At 41.3% G+C, this 24660-nt stretch carries 21 protein-coding genes and 1 pseudogene; 5 read left to right on the forward strand and 17 right to left on the reverse strand.

From position 1 onward, the window contains the following. The first annotated feature begins 9 nt into the window (after positions 1-9). Entirely contained in the window at positions 10-4515 is a 4506-nt protein-coding gene (locus HYD28_05650) for an EAL domain-containing protein (GenBank protein QLE08488.1), read from the forward strand. Between the two features lie 23 nt (positions 4516-4538). Here HYD28_05650 and HYD28_05655 read toward each other — a convergent pair whose 3' ends face one another. Both HYD28_05655 and HYD28_05660 read right to left on the reverse strand, forming a co-directional pair. Continuing rightward, positions 4539-5489, reverse strand: a complete 951-nt coding sequence (locus tag HYD28_05655; protein QLE10496.1) for an ion transporter — start codon at positions 5487-5489, stop codon at positions 4539-4541. Positions 5490-5502: 13 nt separating this feature from the next. Then, entirely contained in the window at positions 5503-8172 is a 2670-nt protein-coding gene (locus HYD28_05660) for a bifunctional acetate--CoA ligase family protein/GNAT family N-acetyltransferase (protein ID QLE08489.1), read from the reverse strand. Positions 8173-8341: 169 nt separating this feature from the next. On the opposite strand from HYD28_05660, the gene HYD28_05665 reads away from it, so the two are divergent. Next, positions 8342-9058, forward strand: coding sequence for an SIMPL domain-containing protein (locus HYD28_05665; protein QLE08490.1), 717 nt, complete (start codon positions 8342-8344; stop codon positions 9056-9058). On the opposite strand, the gene HYD28_05670 is transcribed toward HYD28_05665, so the two are convergent. From HYD28_05670 to HYD28_05710, 9 genes are all read right to left on the reverse strand, one after another. Continuing rightward, on the reverse strand, positions 9047-10303 hold the full coding sequence (locus HYD28_05670; protein ID QLE08491.1) for an oligosaccharide flippase family protein: 1257 nt from the start codon (positions 10301-10303) through the stop codon (positions 9047-9049). The genes HYD28_05665 and HYD28_05670 overlap by 12 nt on opposite strands. Before the next feature lie 4 nt (positions 10304-10307). Beyond that, complete coding sequence (locus HYD28_05675; protein QLE08492.1) at positions 10308-10991, reverse strand: hypothetical protein; 684 nt, start codon at positions 10989-10991, stop codon at positions 10308-10310. Positions 10992-11090: 99 nt separating this feature from the next. Further along, positions 11091-12926, reverse strand: coding sequence for a DUF885 family protein (locus HYD28_05680; protein ID QLE08493.1), 1836 nt, complete (start codon positions 12924-12926; stop codon positions 11091-11093). Between the two features lie 40 nt (positions 12927-12966). Continuing rightward, positions 12967-14100, reverse strand: a complete 1134-nt coding sequence (hemW, locus tag HYD28_05685) for a radical SAM family heme chaperone HemW (protein QLE08494.1) — start codon at positions 14098-14100, stop codon at positions 12967-12969. Then, complete coding sequence (locus HYD28_05690) at positions 14097-14696, reverse strand: XTP/dITP diphosphatase (protein QLE08495.1); 600 nt, start codon at positions 14694-14696, stop codon at positions 14097-14099. The genes hemW and HYD28_05690 overlap by 4 nt, the downstream gene beginning before the upstream one ends. Before the next feature lie 7 nt (positions 14697-14703). Next, complete coding sequence (locus HYD28_05695) at positions 14704-15144, reverse strand: DUF4426 domain-containing protein (GenBank protein QLE08496.1); 441 nt, start codon at positions 15142-15144, stop codon at positions 14704-14706. Between the two features lie 58 nt (positions 15145-15202). Beyond that, positions 15203-15736: a YggT family protein gene (locus HYD28_05700; protein ID QLE08497.1), complete on the reverse strand. Its 534-nt coding sequence runs from the start codon at positions 15734-15736 to the stop codon at positions 15203-15205. 21 nt (positions 15737-15757) lie between these two features. Next, the gene (locus HYD28_05705) at positions 15758-16579 is read right to left on the reverse strand and encodes a pyrroline-5-carboxylate reductase (protein ID QLE08498.1); all 822 of its coding nucleotides are present in this window, start codon (positions 16577-16579) and stop codon (positions 15758-15760) included. A gap of 17 nt (positions 16580-16596) precedes the next feature. Then, complete coding sequence (locus tag HYD28_05710; GenBank protein QLE08499.1) at positions 16597-17310, reverse strand: YggS family pyridoxal phosphate-dependent enzyme; 714 nt, start codon at positions 17308-17310, stop codon at positions 16597-16599. A 2-nt stretch (positions 17311-17312) separates the two neighbouring features. On the opposite strand from HYD28_05710, the gene HYD28_05715 reads away from it, so the two are divergent. Genes HYD28_05715 through HYD28_05725 form a run of 3 tightly spaced genes read left to right on the forward strand, consistent with a single transcriptional unit; the run spans position 17313 to position 20374 of the window. Further along, the gene (locus HYD28_05715; protein ID QLE08500.1) at positions 17313-18353 is read left to right on the forward strand and encodes a type IV pilus twitching motility protein PilT; all 1041 of its coding nucleotides are present in this window, start codon (positions 17313-17315) and stop codon (positions 18351-18353) included. A gap of 14 nt (positions 18354-18367) precedes the next feature. Then, positions 18368-19501: a PilT/PilU family type 4a pilus ATPase gene (locus tag HYD28_05720; GenBank protein ID QLE08501.1), complete on the forward strand. Its 1134-nt coding sequence runs from the start codon at positions 18368-18370 to the stop codon at positions 19499-19501. After that, positions 19502-20374, forward strand: coding sequence for a hypothetical protein (locus tag HYD28_05725; GenBank protein ID QLE08502.1), 873 nt, complete (start codon positions 19502-19504; stop codon positions 20372-20374). Here HYD28_05725 and ruvX read toward each other — a convergent pair. From ruvX to HYD28_05755, 6 genes and pseudogenes are all read right to left on the reverse strand, one after another. After that, positions 20371-20821, reverse strand: a pseudogene (ruvX, locus tag HYD28_05730) (Holliday junction resolvase RuvX). The gene HYD28_05725 and the pseudogene ruvX sit on opposite strands and share 4 nt — an antisense overlap. Before the next feature lie 19 nt (positions 20822-20840). Beyond that, on the reverse strand, positions 20841-21398 hold the full coding sequence (locus HYD28_05735) for a YqgE/AlgH family protein (protein ID QLE08503.1): 558 nt from the start codon (positions 21396-21398) through the stop codon (positions 20841-20843). 24 nt (positions 21399-21422) lie between these two features. Beyond that, a complete protein-coding gene (gene gshB / locus HYD28_05740) occupies positions 21423-22376 on the reverse strand; it encodes a glutathione synthase (protein ID QLE08504.1) in 954 nt (317 codons plus the stop codon). Positions 22377-22444: 68 nt separating this feature from the next. After that, entirely contained in the window at positions 22445-23179 is a 735-nt protein-coding gene (gene rsmE / locus HYD28_05745) for a 16S rRNA (uracil(1498)-N(3))-methyltransferase (GenBank protein ID QLE08505.1), read from the reverse strand. A gap of 69 nt (positions 23180-23248) precedes the next feature. Continuing rightward, the gene (locus tag HYD28_05750; protein QLE08506.1) at positions 23249-23710 is read right to left on the reverse strand and encodes a hypothetical protein; all 462 of its coding nucleotides are present in this window, start codon (positions 23708-23710) and stop codon (positions 23249-23251) included. 28 nt (positions 23711-23738) lie between these two features. Beyond that, complete coding sequence (locus HYD28_05755) at positions 23739-24632, reverse strand: hypothetical protein (protein QLE08507.1); 894 nt, start codon at positions 24630-24632, stop codon at positions 23739-23741. Between the last annotated feature and the right edge of the window lie 28 nt (positions 24633-24660).

Consider the following 24660-nt stretch of genomic DNA (forward strand, 5'->3'; position numbering starts at 1 on the left):
GGAACGTCAATGACTAAGTTCTTCTCCAGTATAGCGTTATTTTTTATTTTGACTTGTGGCTTGTTTAGCCATTCTGCCTTTTCCCAGGTAAAACGTTTATCAACAAGTGAAGGCTTATCACAAAGTTATGTTAACACCATGCTCATCGATAATAGTGGATACTTATGGTTATCGACTGAAGGGGGCCTCAATCGTTACGATGGTTATCAGGTTGTGCATATCAAAGGCCCTAATGGTGAACTTGAAGACTCAATCATTGACCGTATTTACCAAGACCCGCAAGGTTATATCTGGATAGCTTCCCTACAAGCGGGTTTATTCCGTTATGATCCCACCACCGACACTTATCAGCAGTTTATTGCTAAACCGACCACTGAAGAGCAAATTTTTATTGAGTCAGTGTTTAGTATGGTGGCGGTTGATGACAAAACACTATGGCTAGGGCGTGGTTGGGATTTTGCCAAGCTAGACTTAGAAACGAAAAAAATCACCTCTATTTTTGAAATTCCTGAGCGGGTAAAAAGCAGTGTTATACGTGAACTTTACGCGTATCAAGGTTTTATCTTTATGGGCACTAGCAATGGCGCTTATGTTTATGAACTTGCATCTGGCAAGGTCCGTAAGTTAGAACATTTGCAAAATGAGCCAAGCCACATCTACCAAAACTATGTGAAGTCATTCTCGGTGATAAACAACAATACTTTGTTAGTTGGGGCTGTGAGAGGACTATATCAGGTAGATATTAGTAATTTGCAAGCCATGTTTGATACTCCTGACATCGCCTTTAAAAATAAATCACTGATCAGTGATTTGAATATTTGGAAGATTATTCCAGAGGCTAACTCAGTTACCTTAGGCACTGATAAGGGCTTATTTGAATATAACCTAGAAACTGGCGAGTTAGTTAAGAATATGCGCTTAAAAGAAAGTGGCTATACTCTAGCTGATACCAGCATTATTGATATAGTGAAAGACCGTTCTGGTGGGATGTGGCTAGCAACCAAAAATGACGGTGCCTTTTACCAATCTTATGATAACTACAACTTTATCAATGTTACAGCCAATACATTAAAGGGTGATGGATTATCTCATCATTCAATTTGGAGTATTACAGAGTTTCAAAATCGCCTTTGGCTTGCTACGCATAATGGTTTAACAGCGGTTGATTTAGAAACTTACGAAAGCGAGGTTTTCTTAAAGGATTATCAAGTCGATCTTATTACAACTGAGTTTAGTATCTACCAAGTAATGCCCTATAAAGATAAGCTATGGTTACATACCAATCGAGGCGTTTTAAGTTTTGATCCGAAAACAGGGCAGGCAACACCAGTAAAAGCGGCAGATCCAGAGAAACAGGTTTTAATTAATGATTGGGTTCATGGCATATTGTTGATGCCATCGGGTGACCTTTACTATGTTCATCCTGATTACGGCATGTTTGTTTATAATATTGATAGCCAAAAAGTCACCCGGTTAGGCGGTAAATTTGATGAGTTTGAGCCGTTCTTAGCTTACGGTTTTTTGCCTGCATTATCATCTAACCCAGAGGCACCTCTATTTTATAATGCAGGTATTCTCTATCAAGTAGATCCTAACACATACGAACTAACCACGATTTATACAGTCCCAGAGCAACACGAAAATGTGGCTGTGAATGTGATGTCATACATCATAGATAACAACAATGTACTGTGGTTATCATTATCGAATTTTGGTTTGATTGGTTTAGATGCCGATACTTATGAACATATTTACACAATTGATTTAGAAAAGAATAAGTTAGGTACATTGCTTTACGATATGGTACTTGATGAAGCGGGCATGATATGGATGAGTAGCCACAAAGGATTATGGCGACTAAATCCAAATAATCTGCACTTTCAACAGTTTACTGGCTCAGAGGGGTTATTCTCAACCGAGTTTAATAGTGGTGCATTTACTAAGCTTGAATCAGGGCAAATTGTCTATGGTACGTTAAAAGGATTTACTTACTTTTATCCAATGGATAACCACTATCAGCAAGCTTTAATTGATCACGTTAATATCACTAATCTTGATTTGATGTCTCGTGATTTACCCGCTGAGTTAAAACAGCCAATCGACAGTGTTGTCCTTGAGCATGATGATATAGGATTAGAAGTTGCGTTTTCGGCAATGGCATTCAATTATCAAGAGCGTATTATTTATGAATATCAGCTTGGGGATGGCCAAAAAACGTACACACGAAATAACAACCGTGTGTTATTCCCAAAACTCAGCGCAGGAAAATACCATCTTAAAGTTTGGGCTAAAGATCCATTAACGGGAGATTTAACGCCGCCCGCTATTTTGAATATCGAAGTAAAATACCCACTTTGGCGCGCACCACACTTCATTATTTTATATGTGATTCTGGTTGCACTATTTGTAGCTGCTTGGATATTTAGACGTAATCGAATGCAACAAATATTGCTAGCAGCTCATAAAGAAAGTAAAGAGAGTGAAGCGCGATTAAAGCTCGCTCTTGAAGGTAGTCATTCAGGTGTATGGGATTGGTCATCGCAAAGCCCAATTATTTATCAACCACGTCTTAAAAATGAGCTCGGCTATGAGACCGATAGCGTAAACTTAGATGATTATTTAGCAAAGATTCACCCACATGATAAGCAAACCTTCCGTTTAGAGTGGTTAGAGTTTTTATCGACTCAAAAAGGTTATTTCAATTGTACTTACAGGCTGCGTCATGCCGATGGTAATTGGCGTTGGTATAAAGACTTTGGCAAAGTGGTTGAATGGCAAGGCAATGCTCCTGAAAAAGTAGCTGGCACTTATACGAATATGACTCGTGAGTTAGTATTTGAAGAAAATGCTCGCTTGTTTGGTGCGGCATTCGAACAAACACGAGACTGGGTATTTATCTTAGATAAAAACTTACGTATTCGAGCTACCAATAAATCCTTTCAAGATGCATTTGGTTTTCCGGCTGAGCCGCGTTCTAGTCGCTCGTTAACCTTAGGGATGCCAATTCCTACACGAATTCATTACTTGCGCATTATGCAAAAGCTTAAATCTGGTGAGCACTTCTCTGCAGAAGATGTAGTTTCAGTTGCGAGCGGTGAAAAGCGCCAAGTATTGATAAAAATAAGTGCAGTAGCAGGTAATAACCGCCAACTTGATAGCTATGTGATTATTGTTACTGATATTAGCGCGCAAAAGCTGGCTGAAAGTGAGCTACATTTACTCGCTAATTATGATGCTTTAACCGGCCTACCTAATAAAACCTTGTTTAATGATCGGGTGGTCCACGCTATTGAACAGGCTGATTATCATCAAACAAAAGTGGCGTTATTAAACGTTAATATTAAGCGCTTTAAGCATTTTAATGATTCACTTGGGCGCGAAGAATCAGATGAACTAATCAAGCGAGTTGCTAAGCGCTTAAAGCATGTACTTCGCCCGCAAGATAGTGTGGCACGTTTCGATGGTGATGAGTTTGTGATCCTTGCTGAAGATTTTAAACAGCTGGATGAATTACTATTATTATGCGCTAAAGTAATGGATTGTGTTGATACACATATTGAACTGAGCCAACAAGCGGTAAAAGTAAACCTTAGCGTCGGTGTTGCTGTTTACCCAGATGATGCAAAAGACACAAAAGCGTTACTAAAAGCAGCTAATGTGGCACTTTATCACGCGAAAAGTCATGTTGAAGGGTGTTATCAGTTCTATAAGCAAGAAATGAATTTACAAGTGCAGCGCACTTTGCATTTAGAATCTCAGTTAAGTAAAGCTTACCAAGAGCACGAGTTTTGTAATTTTTATCAGCCAATAGTAAGCGCAGAAACTTGCCAAGTTGCAGGGCTTGAAGTGCTTCTACGTTGGCCGAGTAATGATGAATATAAACCTGAAGACTTCGCTAATGCCGCAGAAAGTTCAGGGCTTATTACCAAAATTATGTTGCAAACTCTATCGAGAGCATTGATTGAATTGCGCCAGTGGCGTACTACGCATCCTGATTTATATATTTCAATTAATCTCTCCGCCCTTGATTTTGAAAGCGAAAATCTGGTTGAAAAAATACATCAATCAATAAGCGCAATTAATGTACCTGCGAGTGCATTAGTTTTTGAAATCACCGAATCAGTTATGATGCATGATTCGGATAAAGCGCAGCAAAGTATGGAAAAGCTCAAAGCGCTAGGTTGTCGTATTTATATGGATGACTTTGGTACGGGCTATGCTTCACTGACCTATTTAAAACGTTTCCCGGTCGATGTACTGAAAATAGACAAGAGCTTTGTTAATGACATCGGAGTCGATAAAGGCGATGAGGCTATCATTAACTCAACACTTACCCTTGCAAAAAGTTTAGGTAAAGAGTGTGTAGCTGAAGGAGTTGAAAATCGCACCCAGTTACAATTCTTACGTTCTTTAGGGTGTGAGTATTTCCAAGGTTATTTGTTCAGCAAACCTGTGGCGGGAGACGAAGTGAAAGCGCTTTTAGATACACAGTGGAGCGATGAGTTTTTAGGGTAAAGCTAAACGCTTTACCCTTTTAGTTAATCTTGGCGCTTTCCGCAATGGCGGCAATAAAGGCTACGATTACGGTTTTTCAGTTCGTTATGAATCGCTTTGTTCGCCTCTTGCTGACTTAACCCTAGTTTATAACGCAAGTTTTCTAAGTGTTCCTCTTCAACGGGTGAAAGATGGCCATCTTCAATAGCTTCGTGTACCGCATCGGTAAAAACTTGTCTACGTTTTCGTAGCTGCTCAGAAAAACTCGAAGCTAACAAACCAGTTGGAATTGCCACCATGCCCATACTAACGAGTGTAATAGCGCCACCAAATAAGCGACCAAGGGGGGTCACAGGCACGACATCGCCATAACCAACGGTTGTTAGTGTGACCATTGCCCACCACATTGCAGCAGGGATAGAGCCAAATTTATCGGGCTGAACATCATGTTCAATTAAATAAATACCACATGAAGCGATGATCAGCACCACAGCCATTATAAAAAATGCCGCAAGCAAGGAACTGCTTTCTTCTTTAAATGAGTTTAAAAGTAGTTGCATGGCGCGTGAATAACGAGTGAGCTTAAAGATCCGCATCAACCTAAGTACTCGTAAGAAACGTAAATCAACACTCACAAACACCATTAAAATGGTGGGTAAAATGGCAATGAGATCAATCAGCGCCATAGGCGAAAAGAAATACTTAATACGAATTTTTGAGTTTGTTAACGGGCTTTCTTTATGTGCGCTTTTATCAACACAACACCAAAGTCTAAGTACATACTCTAAGGTGAAAATACCGACAGAAATCAGCTCAATCATTAAAAATTCGTGATGATATTGTTTTGCTAAAGGGCCGACTGACTCTAAAACAATCGCCACTACATTGATCATGATCAGTGACATTAAGAACACGTCAAGTGTACGACCAATACGCCGATACTTGCCGTTGCCTTCAAAAACGCGCGCTGTGTAATTTCTTAACCGCTGCAAAATAATGATCCATTTATTAGTTTAGTTTTAGCACCATATTAATGCTGCCTTCTTCAAAATCGCGGGTGATCTTAAACCCTAGTTTTCGTGCCAGCTCAATCATGCCAGTGTTTTCCGGCAGGGTGATCCCGGCAATTTGTTTAACGCCTTGGTTTTTACAATGCTCAATCGCGGCATTCATTAGTATTGTACCGAGCCCTAAACCTTGGCAGTCAGAGCGCACCACAATTGCAAACTCTGCATCTAGCTTGTCAGGATCCATCAACACCCGAGAAACCCCTAGTGTGCAGGCTGAGCCGTTTTGCTCTTGACTGACAATAAATGCCATTTCTCGGTCATAATCAATTTGCGTCATTTTTGCCAGCTGATCATGATTAAATTGCGGTAACTCACCAAAAAAGCGCTTATATCTGTCTTCTTTACTCAGTGACTGATCAAACTCTAAATGTGCTTGTTCATCTTCAGGTTTTATAGGTCTTAATTGTGCTTGAGTGTTATTTTTAAGAGTAACTTCTTTGACCAGTTCAATAGGGTAGGGGCGAATACACAAACGTTTACGATTTGCTTTTGCTTTATAACGGCTCAGGCCAATTGTCGCATCAAGTACTAAAAATTGTCCATTGCTGGCTAAAATAGGATTTAGTTCGACACTGGTGATATCAGGTTGATCGATTACAAGCTGCGAGATACGTGTTAGCAAGGCGCATAAGCGATACTTATCGACTTTTTCTGGTAGTACGCGATCTTTAAGTACGCCTTTATCGTGCGCTGCAGCAATCAGGTATTTTGCCAAGTTCATATTCAGTGGTGGTAGTGCCACTGCAGCTTGAGCGAATTCAAGTCCGGTGCCTGCTTCACCAAGTAAGATCACTGGGCCAAAGTTAGGCTCTGTTTTAATAGCGATACGCAGCTCATTAGCACCTGCTCGTGGCGCCATCTTTTGCAATGAAAAGCCTTCAATATGGGCATCAGGGTAGGTGTTTTTGATTCGTAGCAGCATGGCAAAAGCTGTTTGCTCAACTTCTTGCGCATCATTTAAGTTAAGGACAACACCACCGACTTCTGATTTAGAGGGAATACTTGGGCTAATTAGTTTTAACGCTACCGGAAAGCCCAGCTCTATGGCTTGTTCTTTGGCTTCGGTTGGTGTGTAAGCAACTTCAGTTTGAATACAATCAATACCATAATGAGTGAGTATTTGGCTTGCTTCATGGGTTGATAAATAGCTTTGCTCTTCGGCTAAAAATTCATTCACCACAGCGCGAGCTGCGTCTTTATTTATCTTCGCATCATCAGTATTCGATTCAGGGGTTTGCGTTAAGTGCTTTTGGTTACGACGATAGCTCACTAAGTGCATAAATGCACCAACCGCACCTTCAGGTGTACGGTAAGTTGGAATGGCATTATTAGCGCAGACTTTACGTGCGGCATACGCAGCATCTTCACCCATAAAGTTTGTCATAACATAAGGGCGAGCCATCTTCGGGATTTTTTCTAAGGTTTCGACAATAATCTCAGCATAGTCTTCACTCGGTGCAAGCGCAGAAGGGGTATGAATGATCAGCAGGTTTTTGACTTCTTTGGCTTGCAGCAAAATTTCTAAGGCTTGTTGATAGCGCCTTGGTGCTGAGTCACCAAAAATATCCACCGGATTCGAGGTCATCTCTGATTGCGGGATCACTTTATTAAGCGCCGCTCTGGTCTCGTCGCTAAGCTCAGCTAGTTTTCCTGAGCTCTGTAATAGCGTATCCACTGCCATGACACCTGGGCCGCCACCATTTGTTAAGATAGTCAGTTGTTCGACTTTTAGTAATTTTGGGTGCATTGCCAGTGTTTGTGTAGCAGCAAAAAGCTCACGTAAGTCGTTTACCCTTAGCATACCTGCTCGCTGGAATAGCGCATCATAGACTGCATCTGAGCTTTGCTTGCCACCAGTATGGATCTCTGCAGCAAGAGCGCCCGCACTGGTTTTACCGGTTTTAATGGCAATGACGGGTTTACTAAACGCAGCGGCTCTAGCTGCGGAAATAAAGCTACGAATATCTTCAATATTATCGATATACAACAAGATAGCTTTGGTTTTTGCATCTCGGCCTAAAAAGTCGAGTAACTCATCAAAGTCGATATCAAGGCAGTCACCGACAGACACAAAATATGAAAAGCCAATCTCTTTATTTTTGGCCCAATCAAGGATTGTTGAACAAACGGCAGCTGATTGGGATACAAAGGCGAGTTTTCCTGGACTGGCAATCGTATGTGAAAAACTGGCATTTAAGCCGATATGAGGAATGAGTAAGCCTAAGCAGTTAGGTCCTAGTAAAGACACATTTGCTTGAGTTGCAGCCTCTTTTAATGCTTGTTTTTGTTCTACATTTAAACCCGCAGCAATCACCACCGCATGTTTACAGCCAAGCTCACCAAGTTCATTAATGATGTTGATTAAGGTATTTTTGTTAGTACAAATAACGGCAAGGTCGGGTACTTTTGGCAGTGCAGCAATGCTTGGATAGGCTAATACCCCGTGTACAGCGCTGTGATTTAAACTAACCGGCATGATCGGGCCTTTAAAGCCCCCTTGTAGCAAATTGCGCATCACCACAAAACCCGCTCGATTAGGGGAATTTGAGGCGCCAATGACCGCGACCGATTTAGGATTAAAAAAATGGCTAATACGTTTAACGCTCATGCTGTTTCCTTCGCTTGCGCTGTTTGTTAAAACTTCAGGGTCTGTTAAGTTTAATACACCCAAACTAGAACCGACACGCTTCTAAAGTATTAAAAGTGATACTCATAAGATAACCTGTTTATAACTACTTTTCGAGTCAAAAACAGTGACCTACATCAAGGAGAAAAGCATGAATAAAGCGCAGCCATTTAATATCGTTATTGCAGCGTGTGCATTAGCGGTTGGTTTACTTGGATTAGGTTTTATTTTGAAAAGTGCGGCCCTTGATGTAAAGGGTATGGAGCGCACTGTCCACGTTAAAGGTTTAGCTGAAATGGAAGTGCCAGCTGACACCGTTATTTGGCCATTACAGTTTTCAGATGCCGACAATAATCTTGAAAAATTAGTTGGTCGAGTTGAAGAGAAAAGCGATGCGGTTGTGGCTTTTTTAAAGTTACATGGTTTTAGTGATGAAGAAATAAGTCTTGGTAGTCAATCCATTATTGATAAGCAAGCCCGTGAATATGGCGGCGAGAATCAGCAGTTTCGTTATATTGCCCGTAATAATGTCATTGTTTATTCAAATGACATCGAAAAAGTGCAACATGCCTTAGGTGCAGTAAGCCAATTAGCGAAGCAAGGCATCGCGATAGTACAAGACAATTACGAAACGCGTATTCAATATTTATTTAATGGCTTAAATGAAATTAAGCCAAATATGATTCAAGAAGCAACCGAAAAAGCCCGCGAAGTGGCAATGAAATTTGCCAAAGATTCACAGTCTAAATTAGGTAAAATTAAAACAGCGCGTCAGGGGCAGTTTTCAATAACAGATAGAGATTCAAACACACCTCAGCTGAAAAAAGTGCGTGTTGTTACCAGTGTTGAATATTATCTATCTGACTAAACCCAATACCACAGATAAAGGCAGCCGCATGCGTGTGCATACAATAACCATGCGGCAAAGCGCACCTAGCATAAAGCCACCACTAAATGCCACAGCCACCCCCAATAAGCCAAACTGATCTTTTAACAGTACTGCCATTAAAACCGTGACACTGGTTGCGCCAAGCAATACGTACAAGTTGATAAGCGGGTTCCCTTTTAACTTGATCATGCTACTGGCTAAAATTCTTGCTGGTAATAACAGCTGCCCGAGTAACAGCAGCATTAAAATCGAAAACCCTTCTTGCAATTGGCTTTCGCCATAGAGAGTGAGTAGTGGCTTTGCGAGCAGGGCGAGTAGAAAAATAGCGGCAAAGTTAAAACGCCATACCACTTTCATTAACTCGCTAAGTTGCTGCTCGGTCGTCTCATCAGCCATTAAAATGGGTTTTAAATATTGGTTGGCAGCATTGCCTAAAATAGTCAGTAAGCCAGCAATCACTACCGCAGGAAAGAAGATACTCACGCCTTGTGCACCAAACCAGTGATGCACCAGTAAGACATCGAGTTTTGCTACCAACACGGTTCCTGCGCCACTGGCGAGCATGATCAATGAGTCTTTACACCATTGCTTGGTTTGGTAGCGGGCAGTGCTTGCGACGATCATTTTTTTGATTAACCAATATTGATAAATGACTACACATAAGATGCTACAAAACAACAGGATACAAATCTCGACTAAAGATAAGTCACCACGTATTAGATAGACTAAAAAGCAAAACCCAGCCGTTAGCAATTCAAAAATACACTGCTGCGTTATCAGGCCAATTTGGGGTTTGTTTAAAGCCACTAAAAAAGCAGATTGGCTTTGCATAATGGCGCCAATTGGCACCAGTAATAGTAAATAAACCACATGCTCTTGGGCGCTTTGGTGTGGTGAAATAGCCTGAAAGCTAATCACCACAGCAGCGACAAAAATCACCCCGAATAAACAAGATGCAGCTAAATAAACATGTTTTAAGCCGCGTAATAACTCATGTTGCTGAGCCTTGAAGAGCGGATAGCTAATACGCATTAATGACGATGCAAAACCCATGCTCGCGGGTAATAAAAGAATTTCACAAAGTGCGAGTAATGCCGCGAACGTGCCAAACTCATCAGTACTTAATAACCTTGCAAGGCACAAGGTAAGTACAATACGGCTACCGTGGTTAAGGGCTGTAAAGCTGCTGAGCGATAAAAACGCTTTAACAACATCCTTATTCATGGAGTTATTGATTGAGCGCGTTTAATAACTGCGCCGTTGGCACCTGCAAATAGGCCGCACACAGTAGAACTTTGCTATCAGTACTCGTTGGTTTATTGGCACTGTAAAAATGCTTGAGAGTATTTATCAAGGCACTGACAGCAGTTGGGCTATGGCTTTGGTCTACTTCCATCATGGCTAATAATGCTGAAAACTCATGTTTTGCTAGCATTTGGGTTGTCGTGTTTTGCGCTATAAAGCAACCAATAGGGGTGAGCTGCTGCTTATTTAATGTTTTTAACGCACTTCCTAGGCTCTCGTTGCTTTCAAATAACATTAACGAGCGCAAATAATTAAAGGGCAGTTTATCGGGCTGACACTGAGTAAATAAATGATGTAGTAGGGTATTCCCTTGGTTGTCTGTTACGCAAAAGGCATTTTGAAACTTAAGGCCTGGAGTGAAAAAACTCAATTTATCGATATCATCAATCAAGCCCACAGCTTCACTTGGTAGCGGGCTTGCTTCGAGTAAATGCGCTGCAACATTTTGTAAAAACAAATATTTAACTTCACTACTGCAAGCTAATTGATAGATATGTTGTAATTGTGCCGCTTGCAAAACCCCCGATAAACTTTGGTAATCGGCAATGAGTTCTTTTAACTGATGATGTTGTAGTCGGCTGTTCAATTGCTCAATCGCGCTTTGCATGGAAATACTCGCTTTTTATTATTTATACATTTATAGCTCAACTACTTGTTTAAATAAATAAAAAAGGCCGCTGAGCGGCCTTTTTCAAGTCTTTATTGTTTAAGCTGCCTGTTTCTTAGCAACCCATTGGTCAACAAACTTCTCAAGTACGTTTAATGGTACTGCACCATTTTTAAGTACTACGTCGTGGAATTCACGAATATCGAATTTATCGCCTAGTTTTTCTTTAGCCGCTTCACGAAGCTCTAAAATTTTCAGCATGCCCACTTTGTATGCCGTTGCTTGTGAAGGCATTACAATGTGACGCTCAACCATTTTAACGCCATCAGACGTCGCATTTGGTGTGTTATTTACGTAGTAGTCGATACCTTCTTGACGAGTCCACTTCATAGCATGGATACCTGTATCTACTACTAGGCGACATGCACGCCATAATTCCATCGCAAGACGACCAAAATCTGAATATGGGTCTTCGTATAAGCCCATTTCTTTTGGTACTAGCTCAGAGTATAAACCCCAACCTTCAACATAGGCTGTGTAGCCGCCAAACTTACGGAACTTAGGCACACCTTCAAGCTCTTGCGCGATAGCAATTTGCATGTGGTGACCTGGAATACCTTCGTGGTATGCAAGTGCTTCCATTTGGTATGTTGGCATTGCTTCCATATCGTAAAGGTTTGCGTAATAAATACCTGGGCGTGAACCATCTGGTGCAGGTTGTTGGTAGAACGCTTTACCTGCTGCTTTTTCGCGGAATGCTTCAACAGCTTTAACCTTAAGGTCTGCTTTTGGCTTAACTATGAATAGCTCGTCTAGACGAGACTTCATGTTATCGATAAGCGCTGTTGCCTCATCAAGGTAACGTTGTTTACCTTCAGCGGTATTCGGGTAGTAGAACTGCTTATCAGTTTTCATGAATTGCATGAATGCTTTAAGGTCACCTTTAAAGCCTACTTTGTCCTTAATCTCACGCATTTCGTCGTGAATACGCGCGACTTCAGCTAAACCGATTGTGTGAATTTCTTTCGCTGTTAAATCAGTTGTTGTGGTACGTGCTAGCGCATTGTTGTAGAACGCTTCGCCGTCAGGGAATTTCCAAGCACCATCACGGTCATCAGCGCGCTTTTCTAACTGAGCTAAGAAGTTAATTAGTTTAGTGTAAGAAGGTTTTACTGCTGCTTTTAAGGCTTTTTCTGCATCGCTGATAAGTGCTGATTTTTCGCTGTCGGCAATCTCTAATGCGTTTACTTTACGTTTAAAGTCAGCAAGTAACGTTGAGTCTTCACCATCATGGAATGGTGCGCCGCGTAAGATATTATTGCTTGAATCAATTACGTGTGGGAAAACAAACTTAGGGGCGATAATGCCTTTATCTGCACGTACTTCAAGGTCTTTGATTAGTTGATCAATAACCGTTGTAACACCATTTAAACGTGAGATATACGCTTTAGCATCTGACACATCAGCAATTTGATGTTGGTTGATTAAAAACGCTGGGATCATCGAGTGAACACCAAACATTTGGTTCACTGGGTAGTTGTAATGACGCCATTTGAAATCAGCAATTTCGTTTTCTAAATCTTGCTTTTTAAGGTCGTAGCTTACTTTCGTCGCGTCATCTAATAGGTCACGGTTAATTGCCTTAAGCGCAACTAGATCAGCTTTAGTTTGTTCAAAGTCTTCTAAAACGCGCTCTTCACTGCCATCGTCCCATTTGTCGTAATCTTTTTTGATGCCCATGTATGTTTGATAGATAGGGCTTTTCATTACATCACGGTTAAAAGTATCTTCGAAGAAAGCATTTGCTTTATCGATTTCACTTTGTACAGGTTGGCTTTGTACACTTGGTGCAGGCTTCGGTTGCTCTTGCATTTGTTGGCAGCCGCCAAGTAATGCAACACTTACCGCTGCAGCGATGAAGGTCAGTTTACGCATTATCGTTCCTTTGTAGTTGTTAGAAATTTAATTATAATTCTTAAACGAATAATTCTAGCAGGTCATTTAAAAAGCGGTGGCCTTTTTGGCTTACCTGCCAGTTATCTTTATCATCAATTAGTAAGCCTTTTGCAATTGCATCAGTCAAGGCTTGTTCCTGACTTGGCAGTGACAAACTTGTAAGCAAAGGTAAATCAGCTTTGGGGCAGGGTTCGACTAAACGAAAACGATTCATAAAGAATTCAAAAGCTAAGTCGTCTTCTGCTACTTGCCATTGTTCGTATAAATACGGTTTGGCAAGATCCATATAACCTCGTGGGTGTTTTACTTTCACCGTACGGGTGATGACTTTATTTTCATCGGTAATTTTACCATGTGCACCGCAGCCGATACCGAGATAATCGCCAAATCGCCAATAATTCAAGTTATGACGGCATTGGTAGCCGGGCTTCGCGTAGCCAGAGATCTCGTATTGCTCATAACCTGCAGCTGCCAGCAATGCTTGACCTTGTTCTTGAATATCCCACAGAGTGTCGTCATGCGGTAAGGTCGGTGGCTTAGAAGCAAATTGAGTATTCGGCTCAATCGTTAGTTGATACCAAGATATGTGTGGAGGATTAAGCGCGATGATTTTTTCAAGGTCGCTTAAGGCATCTTCAAGAGATTGTCCGGGTAAGCCATGCATTAAATCAAGGTTAAAGCTATTTAACCCCGCTTGGTGTGCCTGTTTAGCTGCATAGCTTGCTTCGTCAGCACCATGAATACGGCCAAGGGCTTTTAGCTTGTCATTTTGCATGCTTTGTACGCCAATCGAAATACGATTGATACCAGCGGCAACATACTCTTTAAAGCGACCTGTTTCGACGGTACCGGGATTAGCCTCTAGGGTAACTTCACAGTCATCACTTAGGCCAATTAATCTGTCGACTTCACCTAGTAAGCGGGTATAAGCGTCACCCGTTAATAAGCTTGGGGTACCGCCACCAATAAATATGCTGTGGATTTTACGCCCTTGCACCAAGTGCAAGTCGGCCTTGAGATCATCAATTAGATGCTGAACATATTCTTTTTCGGGGATTGTGCCTTTTTGGCCATGGCTATTAAAGTCACAGTATGGGCACTTTTGCACGCACCAAGGCACGTGCACATATAAACTTAAAGGCGGTAAACTCACAGGCCGCCTTTTTGCTGCAATTGCGCAAGTAGTTGTTTTAAAGCTTGGCCGCGATGGCTAAGGGCATTTTTTTGCTCCTTAGTTAACTGAGCGCTAGTGCATTGCTCAGACGGTACGTAAAAAACAGGATCATAACCAAAACCACCCTGACCATCTTGGCTATGGGTGATTTCGCCTTCCCAACTGGCACTACAAATAAGTGGTGTAGGGTCGTCGGCGTGGCGCATTAATACCAAAACACACCAAAAACGCGCACTGCGAACTGGGTTATCAGCAAGCTCTTTTAATAGCTTGTCGATATTATCTTGATCGCTTGCACCCGCTCCGGCAAAGCGTGCAGAGTATACACCCGGTGCACCATTTAGGCCGTCAACTTCAAGACCTGAGTCATCAGCAATAGCAGGCATGCCAGTGATCTTTGCAGCATGGCGCGCTTTAATAATGGCGTTTTCAACAAATGTGGTGCCTGTTTCAGGCACGTCTGGTACTTGAAAATCGCTTTGTGGAACCACGTTAATATTAAGAGGGCTGAGCATACTTGCCAACTCTTTTACTTTGCCAGGGTTACCCGTGGCTAAAACCAAGGTGTTATTCATAGGTCTATTAATCTACGTAAAATTTTTGCTGAAACTTCAGCGTTTGTACTTTGCCATTTTGATTTATTTCGATATCAAAACGGTAGATTTCTTCGTTGCTATAATCGATTTGAGCTAGGTAATAAATTGCATCGCCTTCAACAACTTCTTTAAATTTAAGCTGCTTTTTATTGCCAAGCAAATTACGTGCTGTGCCTGTTAAAGTTGCAGTCTGTGCTGTTTTATCGCTGTTTTTTAATACCGAAATATTAATAATCCCTTTGCTAGGGCTACGCTCTAAATCGTAGTTTTTGGCAATATTAGGCTGGATAAAGGTCGATGGAAATGCAATGTAGTGAACTTCCCAAGGGCCAAGTACCTTGTACTGAGCGCCTGCCTGTTCATCCGCTTTGGCATAGCTTGTAAATAAACTTAATACAATTAAAGAAAAATAAATAAATTGCTTCATGGTATATCTCACTTAACAAAAGAGGCCTTTCGGCCCCTTACTGCGTCACGTTAAACGTTTAGCCAATTAAATCCAACAATAGAAACTGTAAAAACTGTAGACCAATAATCAACACTAAGATTGATAAGTCTAAACCACCTAGTGGTGGAATAACCTTACGAATAGGGCGTAACATAGGTTCAGTTAGCTGGTGGAATACAGCTTCAATTGGGTTGTAACCCTGGCTTACCCAGCTTAGTAAAGCACGAATAATTAAAACCCAAAATAGTAAGTTTAACCCTTCTTTAACGACAGTTATTAAAGCCTGAATAAATACCGGACCTGGAGCCCAAGCATTATAAAACATCAGAAAAATAACACTGAGTTTCGCTACTGCAACTAAATAAGCAAGCACTAACGAAGCAATATCAAAGCCACCCACTCCTGGAATAATTTTACGAAGCGGGTTTACTGCGAACGAAGTGGCTTTCACCACAAACTGGCTCATAGGATTGTAAAAGTCAGCTTTTGCCGCTTGTAACCAAAAGCGTAAAAGGACCACCATTAAAAAGAGATCAAAAATAATCCCAACTAAAAAGTGCATGGCTTGCATAATTTTACCTTAAAAGTAAGCTTAAAGTTCTTTTTCCATCGCTTCAGCGCGGGCTATACAGGCATCCATTGCATCTGCAACAGTACCTACTAAACCTTGTGATTTTAAATGCTCAACCGCTTCGTGAGTGGTACCCCCTTTAGAGGTTACATTTGCACGTAGCTGAGCAATACTGATGTCTGGTTGCGAAAGTGCCATTTCGGCTGCGCCTAGTGCAGTTTGTTGTACTAAACGGCGCGCATCTTCATCACTAAAGCCAAGTGCTTTAGCTTTTTCTTCGATAGCTTCCATAAATAAGAAGAAGTAAGCAGGTGATGAACCTGTAACAGCGATGATGTCGTTGATTTGTGACTCTTGCTCAACCCAAACAACAATGCCTGTACACTCAAAAACTTGTTGTACAAACTTGTGCTCTTCAGCGGTTTCGCCTGCGCCATATAGACCTGAAACACCACGACCGAGTAATGATGGTGTATTAGGCATACAACGCACCATTTTCACGTCTTGACCTAGCATTTCACGTAAACGGTTTACGCTAAGGCCCGCTGCCACTGAAATAAATAGCTTGTCGCTAAAATCAACGCCAGAGTCTTGGAATGATTGGCAAAGATCGCCCATCATTTGTGGTTTAACAGATAAGACAATTACATCAGCATCGCGAAGTGCCGCGTTGTTATCCGCGGTAGTTTGCACCCCGAAATCAGCAGCAACCTTAGCTAATTTTTCTTGGTTGCGATTGGTTGCAATGATGTTTTTAGCTGCAAAACCGTTCTTTACCATGCCGCCAATGATGGCGTAGCTCATGTTACCCGTGCCTATAAATGCGATTTTTTTGTCTGACATATGTCTGTTATCACCTTTTAATTTCGTTGGCCAAATATATCCGTGCCAATGCGTACCATGGTTGAACCCGCAGCAATCGCTGCTTCAACATCGTTACTCATACCCATCGACAAGGTGTCTACTTGGGGATATTGGGCCTTTAGTTTATCAAAGCAAGCGCTTAATTGCTCAAAATATTGTAATTGTAGCTGGGCATCATCGGTTTTGGCAGGAATAGCCATCAAACCTCGCAGGCATAAATTAGGGCATCGACTGATAAATTCGGCCAATGCCATTAGCTCGTCTGGGTGGCAGCCTGACTTAGCCTCTTCTAAACTAATATTGACTTGTATTAATACATTGAGTGGCACTTTATCGGCTGGCCGTTGCTCATTAAGACGTTTTGCAATTTTTGTGCGGTCAACACTTTGCACCCAATCAAAATGAGAGGCTACTTGAGCACTTTTATTTGATTGAATAGGGCCAATAAAGTGCCAAATAATGTCTTTATAATCAGCCAATGCTGTTACTTTTGTTACCGCTTCTTGGACATAAGATTCGCCGAACTGGCGTTGGCCATGCTCATAGGCAGCAATAATATCGTCGGCAGGTTTTGTTTTTGAAACAGCCAATAGGTTGATTGATTGCTCATCGCGGCGATTATTTTTTGCAGCTTGAGCAATTCTTGCGTAGGCGGATGTAAGTCGTTCTGCTATTGTAACCATATAATTATCAGTTGGTTGTGGAGTCATAAATGGATATTACCGAATTATTGGCCTTTAGTGTGCAACACAAAGCCTCGGATTTACACTTGTCATCGGGCGTATCACCTATGATACGTGTTGATGGTGATGTGCGTCGTATTAATATTCCAGCATTAGAACAAAAAGATGTAAATAGTCTGGTATACGATATTATGAACGATAATCAGCGTAAGGACTACGAACAAAATCTCGAAGTGGATTTTTCTTTTGAAGTACCAAACCTTGCGCGTTTTCGTGTAAACGCATTTAACTCAAACCGTGGCCCAGCGGCGGTGTTTCGTACTATCCCAAGTGATGTTTTAACGCTTGATGACTTAGGTGCGCCTGATATTTTTAAAACCATTTCCGATAATCCGCGTGGTTTAGTGTTGGTTACAGGCCCGACTGGTTCTGGTAAATCAACTACCTTAGCGGCGATGGTTGATTATATTAATCAACATAAGCATCACCATATTTTAACTATCGAAGATCCTATCGAATTCGTGCACGAGAATAAGCTGAGTCTCATTAACCAACGCGAAGTTCACCGTGACACGCATAGCTTCTCTAATGCACTTAGAAGCGCATTACGTGAAGATCCGGATGTAATCTTGGTGGGTGAGCTTCGTGACCTTGAAACAATTCGCTTAGCGATGACCGCGGCAGAAACAGGTCACTTGGTGTTTGGTACCTTGCATACTACTTCTGCACCAAAAACTATCGACCGTATCATTGACGTATTCCCTGGTGAAGAAAAAGACATGGTGCGTTCAATGTTGTCTGAATCACTACGTGCCGTAATATCACAAACCTTACTTAAAAAAGTGGGCGGTGGCCGAGTAGCAGCCCATGAAATCATGATAGGTATTCCTGCTATCCGAAACCTAATCCGAGAAGATAAAATCGCGCAAATGTATTCATCAATTCAAACCGGTGCGTCCCATGGAATGCAGACCATGGATCAATGTTTAGCAAGCTTAGTTAACTTCGGTATTATTACAACCAATGATGCGCGTGCTAAAGCACAGGATAAAACCCAGTTTGGTGGTTAACGGAGTTATTTAAAATGTCTTTACCTTTAAATCATTTTTTACAAGTTATGATCGACAAAAAAGCGTCTGACTTGTTTGTTTCTAGCCAACTGCCTGTCAGTGCAAAAATAAACGGTGAGCTAGTACATCTTACCGACGAAAAGCTTTCTGATGAAGCTTCACTCGATTTGGTTGAGTCAGCCATGAGCGATAAGCAGCGTAAAGAATTTCATGATACTAAAGAGTGTAACTTTGCGATTGCAACTGATGAGGGGCGTTTCCGTGTTTCTGCTTTTTGGCAGCGTGACAGAGCTGGCATGGTTATTCGTCGTATCGTGACTCAGATACCTGATGTCAATGAGCTAGGATTGCCGTCAACCTTAACCGATGTGATTATGGCTAAACGTGGTTTAGTTCTGTTTGTGGGGGGGACAGGTACGGGTAAATCGACTTCACTCGCAGCACTTCTAGGTTATCGTAACCGTAACCAGCGAGGTCATATTTTAACGATTGAAGACCCTATCGAATTTGTTCATGAGCATCGTAAAAGTATCATCACTCAACGTGAAGTAGGTTTAGATACAGAAAGCTTCGAATCAGCGCTAAAAAGCTCGTTGCGTCAAGCGCCTGATGTAATCTTAATTGGTGAAATACGCTCACAAGAAACTATGGAGTATGCATTAAGCTTTGCAGAAACAGGTCACTTGTGTGTGGCAACACTGCATGCGAATAATGCTAACCAAGCAATCGACCGTATTATGCACTTAGTACCTAAAGAAAAGCACGATAAGTTAAAATACGACTTAGCACTTAACCTTCGCGCTATTGTTGCTCAGCAGTTGGTTCCAACTGCCGATGGCGAAGGACGTGTAGCTGCTATCGAAATTTTGCTAAATTCGCCTATGGTGGCAGAGCTTATTAAAAAAGGTGATGTTGGTTCTATCAAAGAAACCATGGCGAAATCGAAAGAAATGGGTATGCAGACCTTTGATCAAGCATTGTTTGAGCTTTATAAGCAGCGTCGCATTAACTACGCCGATGCGTTGCATCATGCTGATTCGCCAAATGACCTACGCTTAATGATTAAGCTACAAAACAATGAGCAAAGTGGCGCAGGCTTTTTACAAGGCGTGACTATCGATGGTCTTGATGGAAAGAGTGACACATAAATGGGATTGCGAGTAAGTTTAATCAGCTGGTTATTATTATTAGTGAGTACGTTTCATGTATACGGTAATGATAATAAAGGTGTGGTTATTTTTATTCGCGATGATGTTTATGACGATTACAGTCGCTTTTTGAATGGTCGTAAGCCTATTGAAGTTAAAGACTTCAGTGGTGCTTACATTCGTCGCGATGTAGTCGATATGATCATAGCTCAACAAGCATTGAATATAGGCGGCTACACTAAGCCATTTCGCTACCACAAAGGTAATGCTAATTACCGTAATACCAAGCTGTTAGAAGATGGCCAGCTTTTACTCAGCTTTGATAGTGTATGGTCTGTTGATGCAAAGTCGCTTGCAGAGTCGGTGTACATATCAGATCCTGTGATTCGAAATGGTGAGTATTTTGCGGGCATTTTTACCTCATCGAACAATAAAAAAGCGCTGCAAATAAAACAGCTTACTGACTTTAAGCAATTAACTGCGGTGTCAACGCCACGCTGGCAAACCGATTGGCAAACGTTATCGGCTCTGCCACTGAAAGAATTACTTAGAGAAGACGAGTGGCTAGGACAAGTCCGCACTGTATCGATGCAGTGGGTTGATTTTATGATGATGCCCCTGATGCCCAGCCTCAATAATCGTTATTCCTTAGAGAATATTGAATTGGTTGCTGTGCCTAACCTTTTACTTCAGCTTAAAGATAGCCGCCACTTTATCATTTCGAAGAGTCATCCCGATGGCAAAGAAGCCTTTGCTGCAATTCAAAAAGGGCTTGCACAACTTCGTCAATCAGGTGCAATTGAAAAAGCCTACCGAGAGGCAGGCTTTATTCCAGATTTAAAAGACTATATTGTGATTAACGAAGAGCGCTAGTCGCCGTAAAATTGTTCAAAGAAGCTTTCTAAGATGATCACTGCAGACATGTTATCAACATTGCCTTTACCAAGGTTTCGATAGCCACCTTGTTCGAATAAACGGGCTTTGGCATCTGCAGTCGTTAGTCGTTCGTCTTGAGTTTCAACCGGAATAGCAAAGTGGTTGTGTAAGCGATTAGAGAACTTCTTCGCTTTAAAGGTCACCTCTTGATTCGTACCATCCATATTAAGCGGTAAACCAACTACCATTAAATCAGGTTGCCATTCGTCCACTTGCTTTTTAATGAGCTGCCAATCAGGAATACCATCTTTCGCTTTTACTGCTTGTAAGCTTGATGCTGTTCCTGTGAGTTTCTTGACCTATAGCTATACCAATGCTTTTGGTTCCAAAGTCAAAACCCATTACGGTGCGTTCACCCACCGGCTTAAAAGTTCGTTTTGTCATAGTCTTAAAATTTTAAATGTTAAGCGTGGCCTGCTTCAGAGCTTAATTGCCCGACATCAAAACCGAGCATAGAAACCGCTTTTTCCCAGCGTTTTTCGACTGGAGTATTAAAGATGATTTCAGGATCAGCTTTGATAATTAACCAGGAGTTTTCTAACAGCTCTTGTTCTAATTGGCCTTGATCCCAGCCAGCATAGCCAAGAGTGATAATAAATTGATCAGGTGCCTCACTTGTGGTTAAGCTTGCTAACACATCTTTTGAGGTAGTGATCATAATGTCACTGCTGAGCTTTTGACTCGCTGCATAACCAGGCTTTGGCGAATGTAAAACAAACCCGCGATCGGTTTTTACAGGTCCGCCAGCATACACAGCTAAGCCTGCAGCTTGTTTGCTTTTGTCGTTATCAATTTCGATTTTATCGAGTAGCTCGCCCACAGTGATGTTGATAGGCTGGTTAATCACCAAGCCCATTGCACCATCTTGATTGTGCTCACAAATATAAGTGACAGCACGCTTAAAAAAAGGGTCTTGCATGCTCGGCATCGCGATTAAGAAATGATTCTCTAATGACTGCATAGGTCGCCCCTTTTGTTGTTTAAATTAAGTATGGCTCAGTTTTCTTTCAATGGCATCAAATAAGTGACCAGTGATTGAAATATCATAAGCAGCTTCAATCTCTTTTACACACGTTGGCGCAGTGACATTGATTTCAGTTAAGCGGTCGCCAATGATATCTAGACCAACAAAAATAAGGCCTTTTTCTTTCAATGTCGGCGCAACTGCTTCAGCAATTTTGCGGTCAGAGTCGCTAATAGGGCGTGCTTCGCCACGACCACCCGCTGCTAAGTTACCGCGCGTTTCGCCATTTTGTGGAATACGCGCTAAGCAATATGGCATCACTTCACCATCAACTACAAGTACGCGTTTGTCGCCTTGTTTGATTTCAGGAATATAATTTTGTGCCATTGCAAAACGGTTACCATGCTCGGTTAATGTTTCGCAGATCACACCTATATTCGCATCATCCTCTTTAACACGAAAGATAGATGCCCCTCCCATGCCATCAAGCGGCTTTAAGATAATATCTTTATGCTCAGCTAAAAATGCACGAATGTCTGCTTGGCTTCGAGTTACCAACGTATCAGGGGTATGTTCGCTAAACCAAGCTGTAAATAGCTTTTCGTTGGCATCACGTAAGCTTTGAGGCTTGTTGATAATAAGAGTACCGGCTTGCTCGGCACGCTCTAAAATATAGGTTGCGTAGATATACTCAGTATCAAAAGGTGGATCTTTACGCATTAAAATTACGTCTAAATCAGCTAAAGCAATAGCGGCTTTTTCTTCTAACTCGTACCAGTGATTTACATCATCAAAAACACGGGCTTTGGCTGCAGTTGCATAGCCTTGACCTTGACGCAGAGACAGGTCATCCATTTCCATGTAGTAAATTTCGTAACCGCGCTTTTGTGCTTCCATCATCATTGCAAAGCCAGTGTCTTTTTTAATATTAAAGCCACTTATTGGATCAGAGATTATGCCTAACTTAATTGCCATTATTTTGCCTTAGAATCGTATGCCATACTGTGTTTTGTTACTTTGATATATGGGTGTTTTTACGGTTTTCAATTCGCTAAATCGCCAAACTGTAATTGCAGTGCGCTTAACACAGTCAGGGCCGCTGTTTCTGTCCGCAAAACACGAGGGCCTAAACGAATATCAACAAAATTTTGTTGTTTAGCTATATCGATTTCTTCATCGGTAAAACCACCTTCAGGACCCACTAAAAAACGCACGCCCTCGCTAGGCACATGAATAGTTTTAATGCTGTGCTCAGCACGTGGATGTAAGGTGAGTTTTATTGCTTCACTTGCTTGCTCTAACCATTCTTTTATATCGATAGGAGGATGTACAACAGGTACATAATTGCGGCCAGATTGTTCTGCTGCAGCAATTGCAATTTTTTGCCATTGTTGGTGTTTTTTCTGCAGTCTATCGCCACTGAGTTTTACACCACAACGTTGACTAAAAATAGGAGTGATTTCTGTGATACCTAACTCTACAGATTTTTGAATAGTGAAATCCATTTTATCGCCACGAGAAATACCTTGGCCCAAGTGAATTTTTAAAGGCGATTCAACATTATGATCAATAAATTCTTGTGGCTCGACCACCACATTTTTTTTGCTGACTTCAATAATCTCACTGAGGTATTCACCTCCTTCACCATTAAAAATCGAGACCTTATCACCGACTTGCATACGTAATACACGGCCAATGTGACCTGCTGCATCATCATCAAGTGCTAATGGTGTGTTTAAAGAAATCGCTGAGGGTTGGTAAATATGTGGAACTCGCATGGCTGTCACTTATCAATAATTTTAGCAATATGGTAAGTATACAGCGGTTTAGGTGCAATTATTTATTTGTTATTTAAACTCATCTTTGGCAGTTAAGGCGTGGGCAGTTGTTTCGGCTATTTCAGATTGGCAAGATAAGTGATTAATGTGAGCTGCATCAGGGCAGGGAGTAAAGCCAAATCCTTGTCCTTCTTGCTGCACTAAGTAACGTATTTTGTGCAATGAGTTATAGATAAACTTTTGTGCGTCGTCTGCCAGTTGGTAGTCAGTTTGGTTTATCAATACACCTTGTATGTTGTGATGTTCATGTAAATAGCTAGCTAATTCTGAAACACTAATCTCATTACTAAAATCACAGTAGCAATAATCTTTAACGAGTTGATCGAACATGAGCTTTACCATGCTACGGCTATTAGCTCCAGCCACCACAAGGGTTGAGTTTTCGGCATTTGCAAAATAGTGCTGAGCAAATGCACGACTAAACTCATTATCGATATCAACTAATAAATAATTATTAACTTTAAATGGCATAACGCCTCACGATTCAAGAACTTCCGTATCAAATTGAAAACATACTTATTAGTAAATAGCCTATTGCACCGAAAACGGCAAACTCAATACAGGCTATGCCAATGTTATCTTGGTGGTCTACTTCTAACGATGTGTCGATATTGGGTAAAGATATATATTTAATAATATAGCTCAAAATATACAACAATACCCACATTGCACCGCAATGAGATACTAGAGTGAATAAATTTTCTACCATCTTACCACTAATAAAGGATGCACTGGCAAGACCAGCATAACCCGCAAGTGCTAGGCCAATAGACTTACCCGCATAGCGAATACCAATAGAAGTATTTTCAAGATTAAAATTACTTTGTAGCGATGCACCTTGGTTGGCTTTGGCAAAGCGATACTCTCGGATTTTACTATCAAGGGCAAACATACCTTGCAGCACAAAAAAGCTTACAGTGGCGATCAGCAAGCTGCTATAGCCTTGGGTATGGCACCAGTTATATAGACCAAGAGCAATAATACAGTTTGCGATTAACATGCCTGAGTCGACTAAAGCAGCACAGACATTTTGTTTTAATATGGCCGCTTCTTCGTTAAAGCGATGCAAAATCCATTTACGGTGAATTAAGTGACCTATTTTGATAAAGCTAAATAACAGCACAATAAGTAATAGGACCTTGAGCGGGTTAGACTGCGCTGCACTTAAGCTAATTTCATCAAATATATAGGCAATGGTAGCAATAACAACCATGATCTCACTGGCAAAGCTGATCCCCATAGCAAAGTTATCATGCTGTGCAAGCTCTTCTTTAAGCGCTTGTTTTGCTTTGATTTGCGTTAGAATACGTAGCAGTACTATAGTGACGCAAATTACAGCGAAACTAATAGCAATCGCGACTAAACTAGTGTTAGATAGTGATAAATATGACATGCAGGTCCCTGCTAAATAATTCTTTGAT

It is taken from the genome of Pseudoalteromonas shioyasakiensis, assembly GCA_013391845.1.
Lineage (GTDB): Bacteria > Pseudomonadota > Gammaproteobacteria > Enterobacterales > Alteromonadaceae > Pseudoalteromonas > Pseudoalteromonas apostichopi.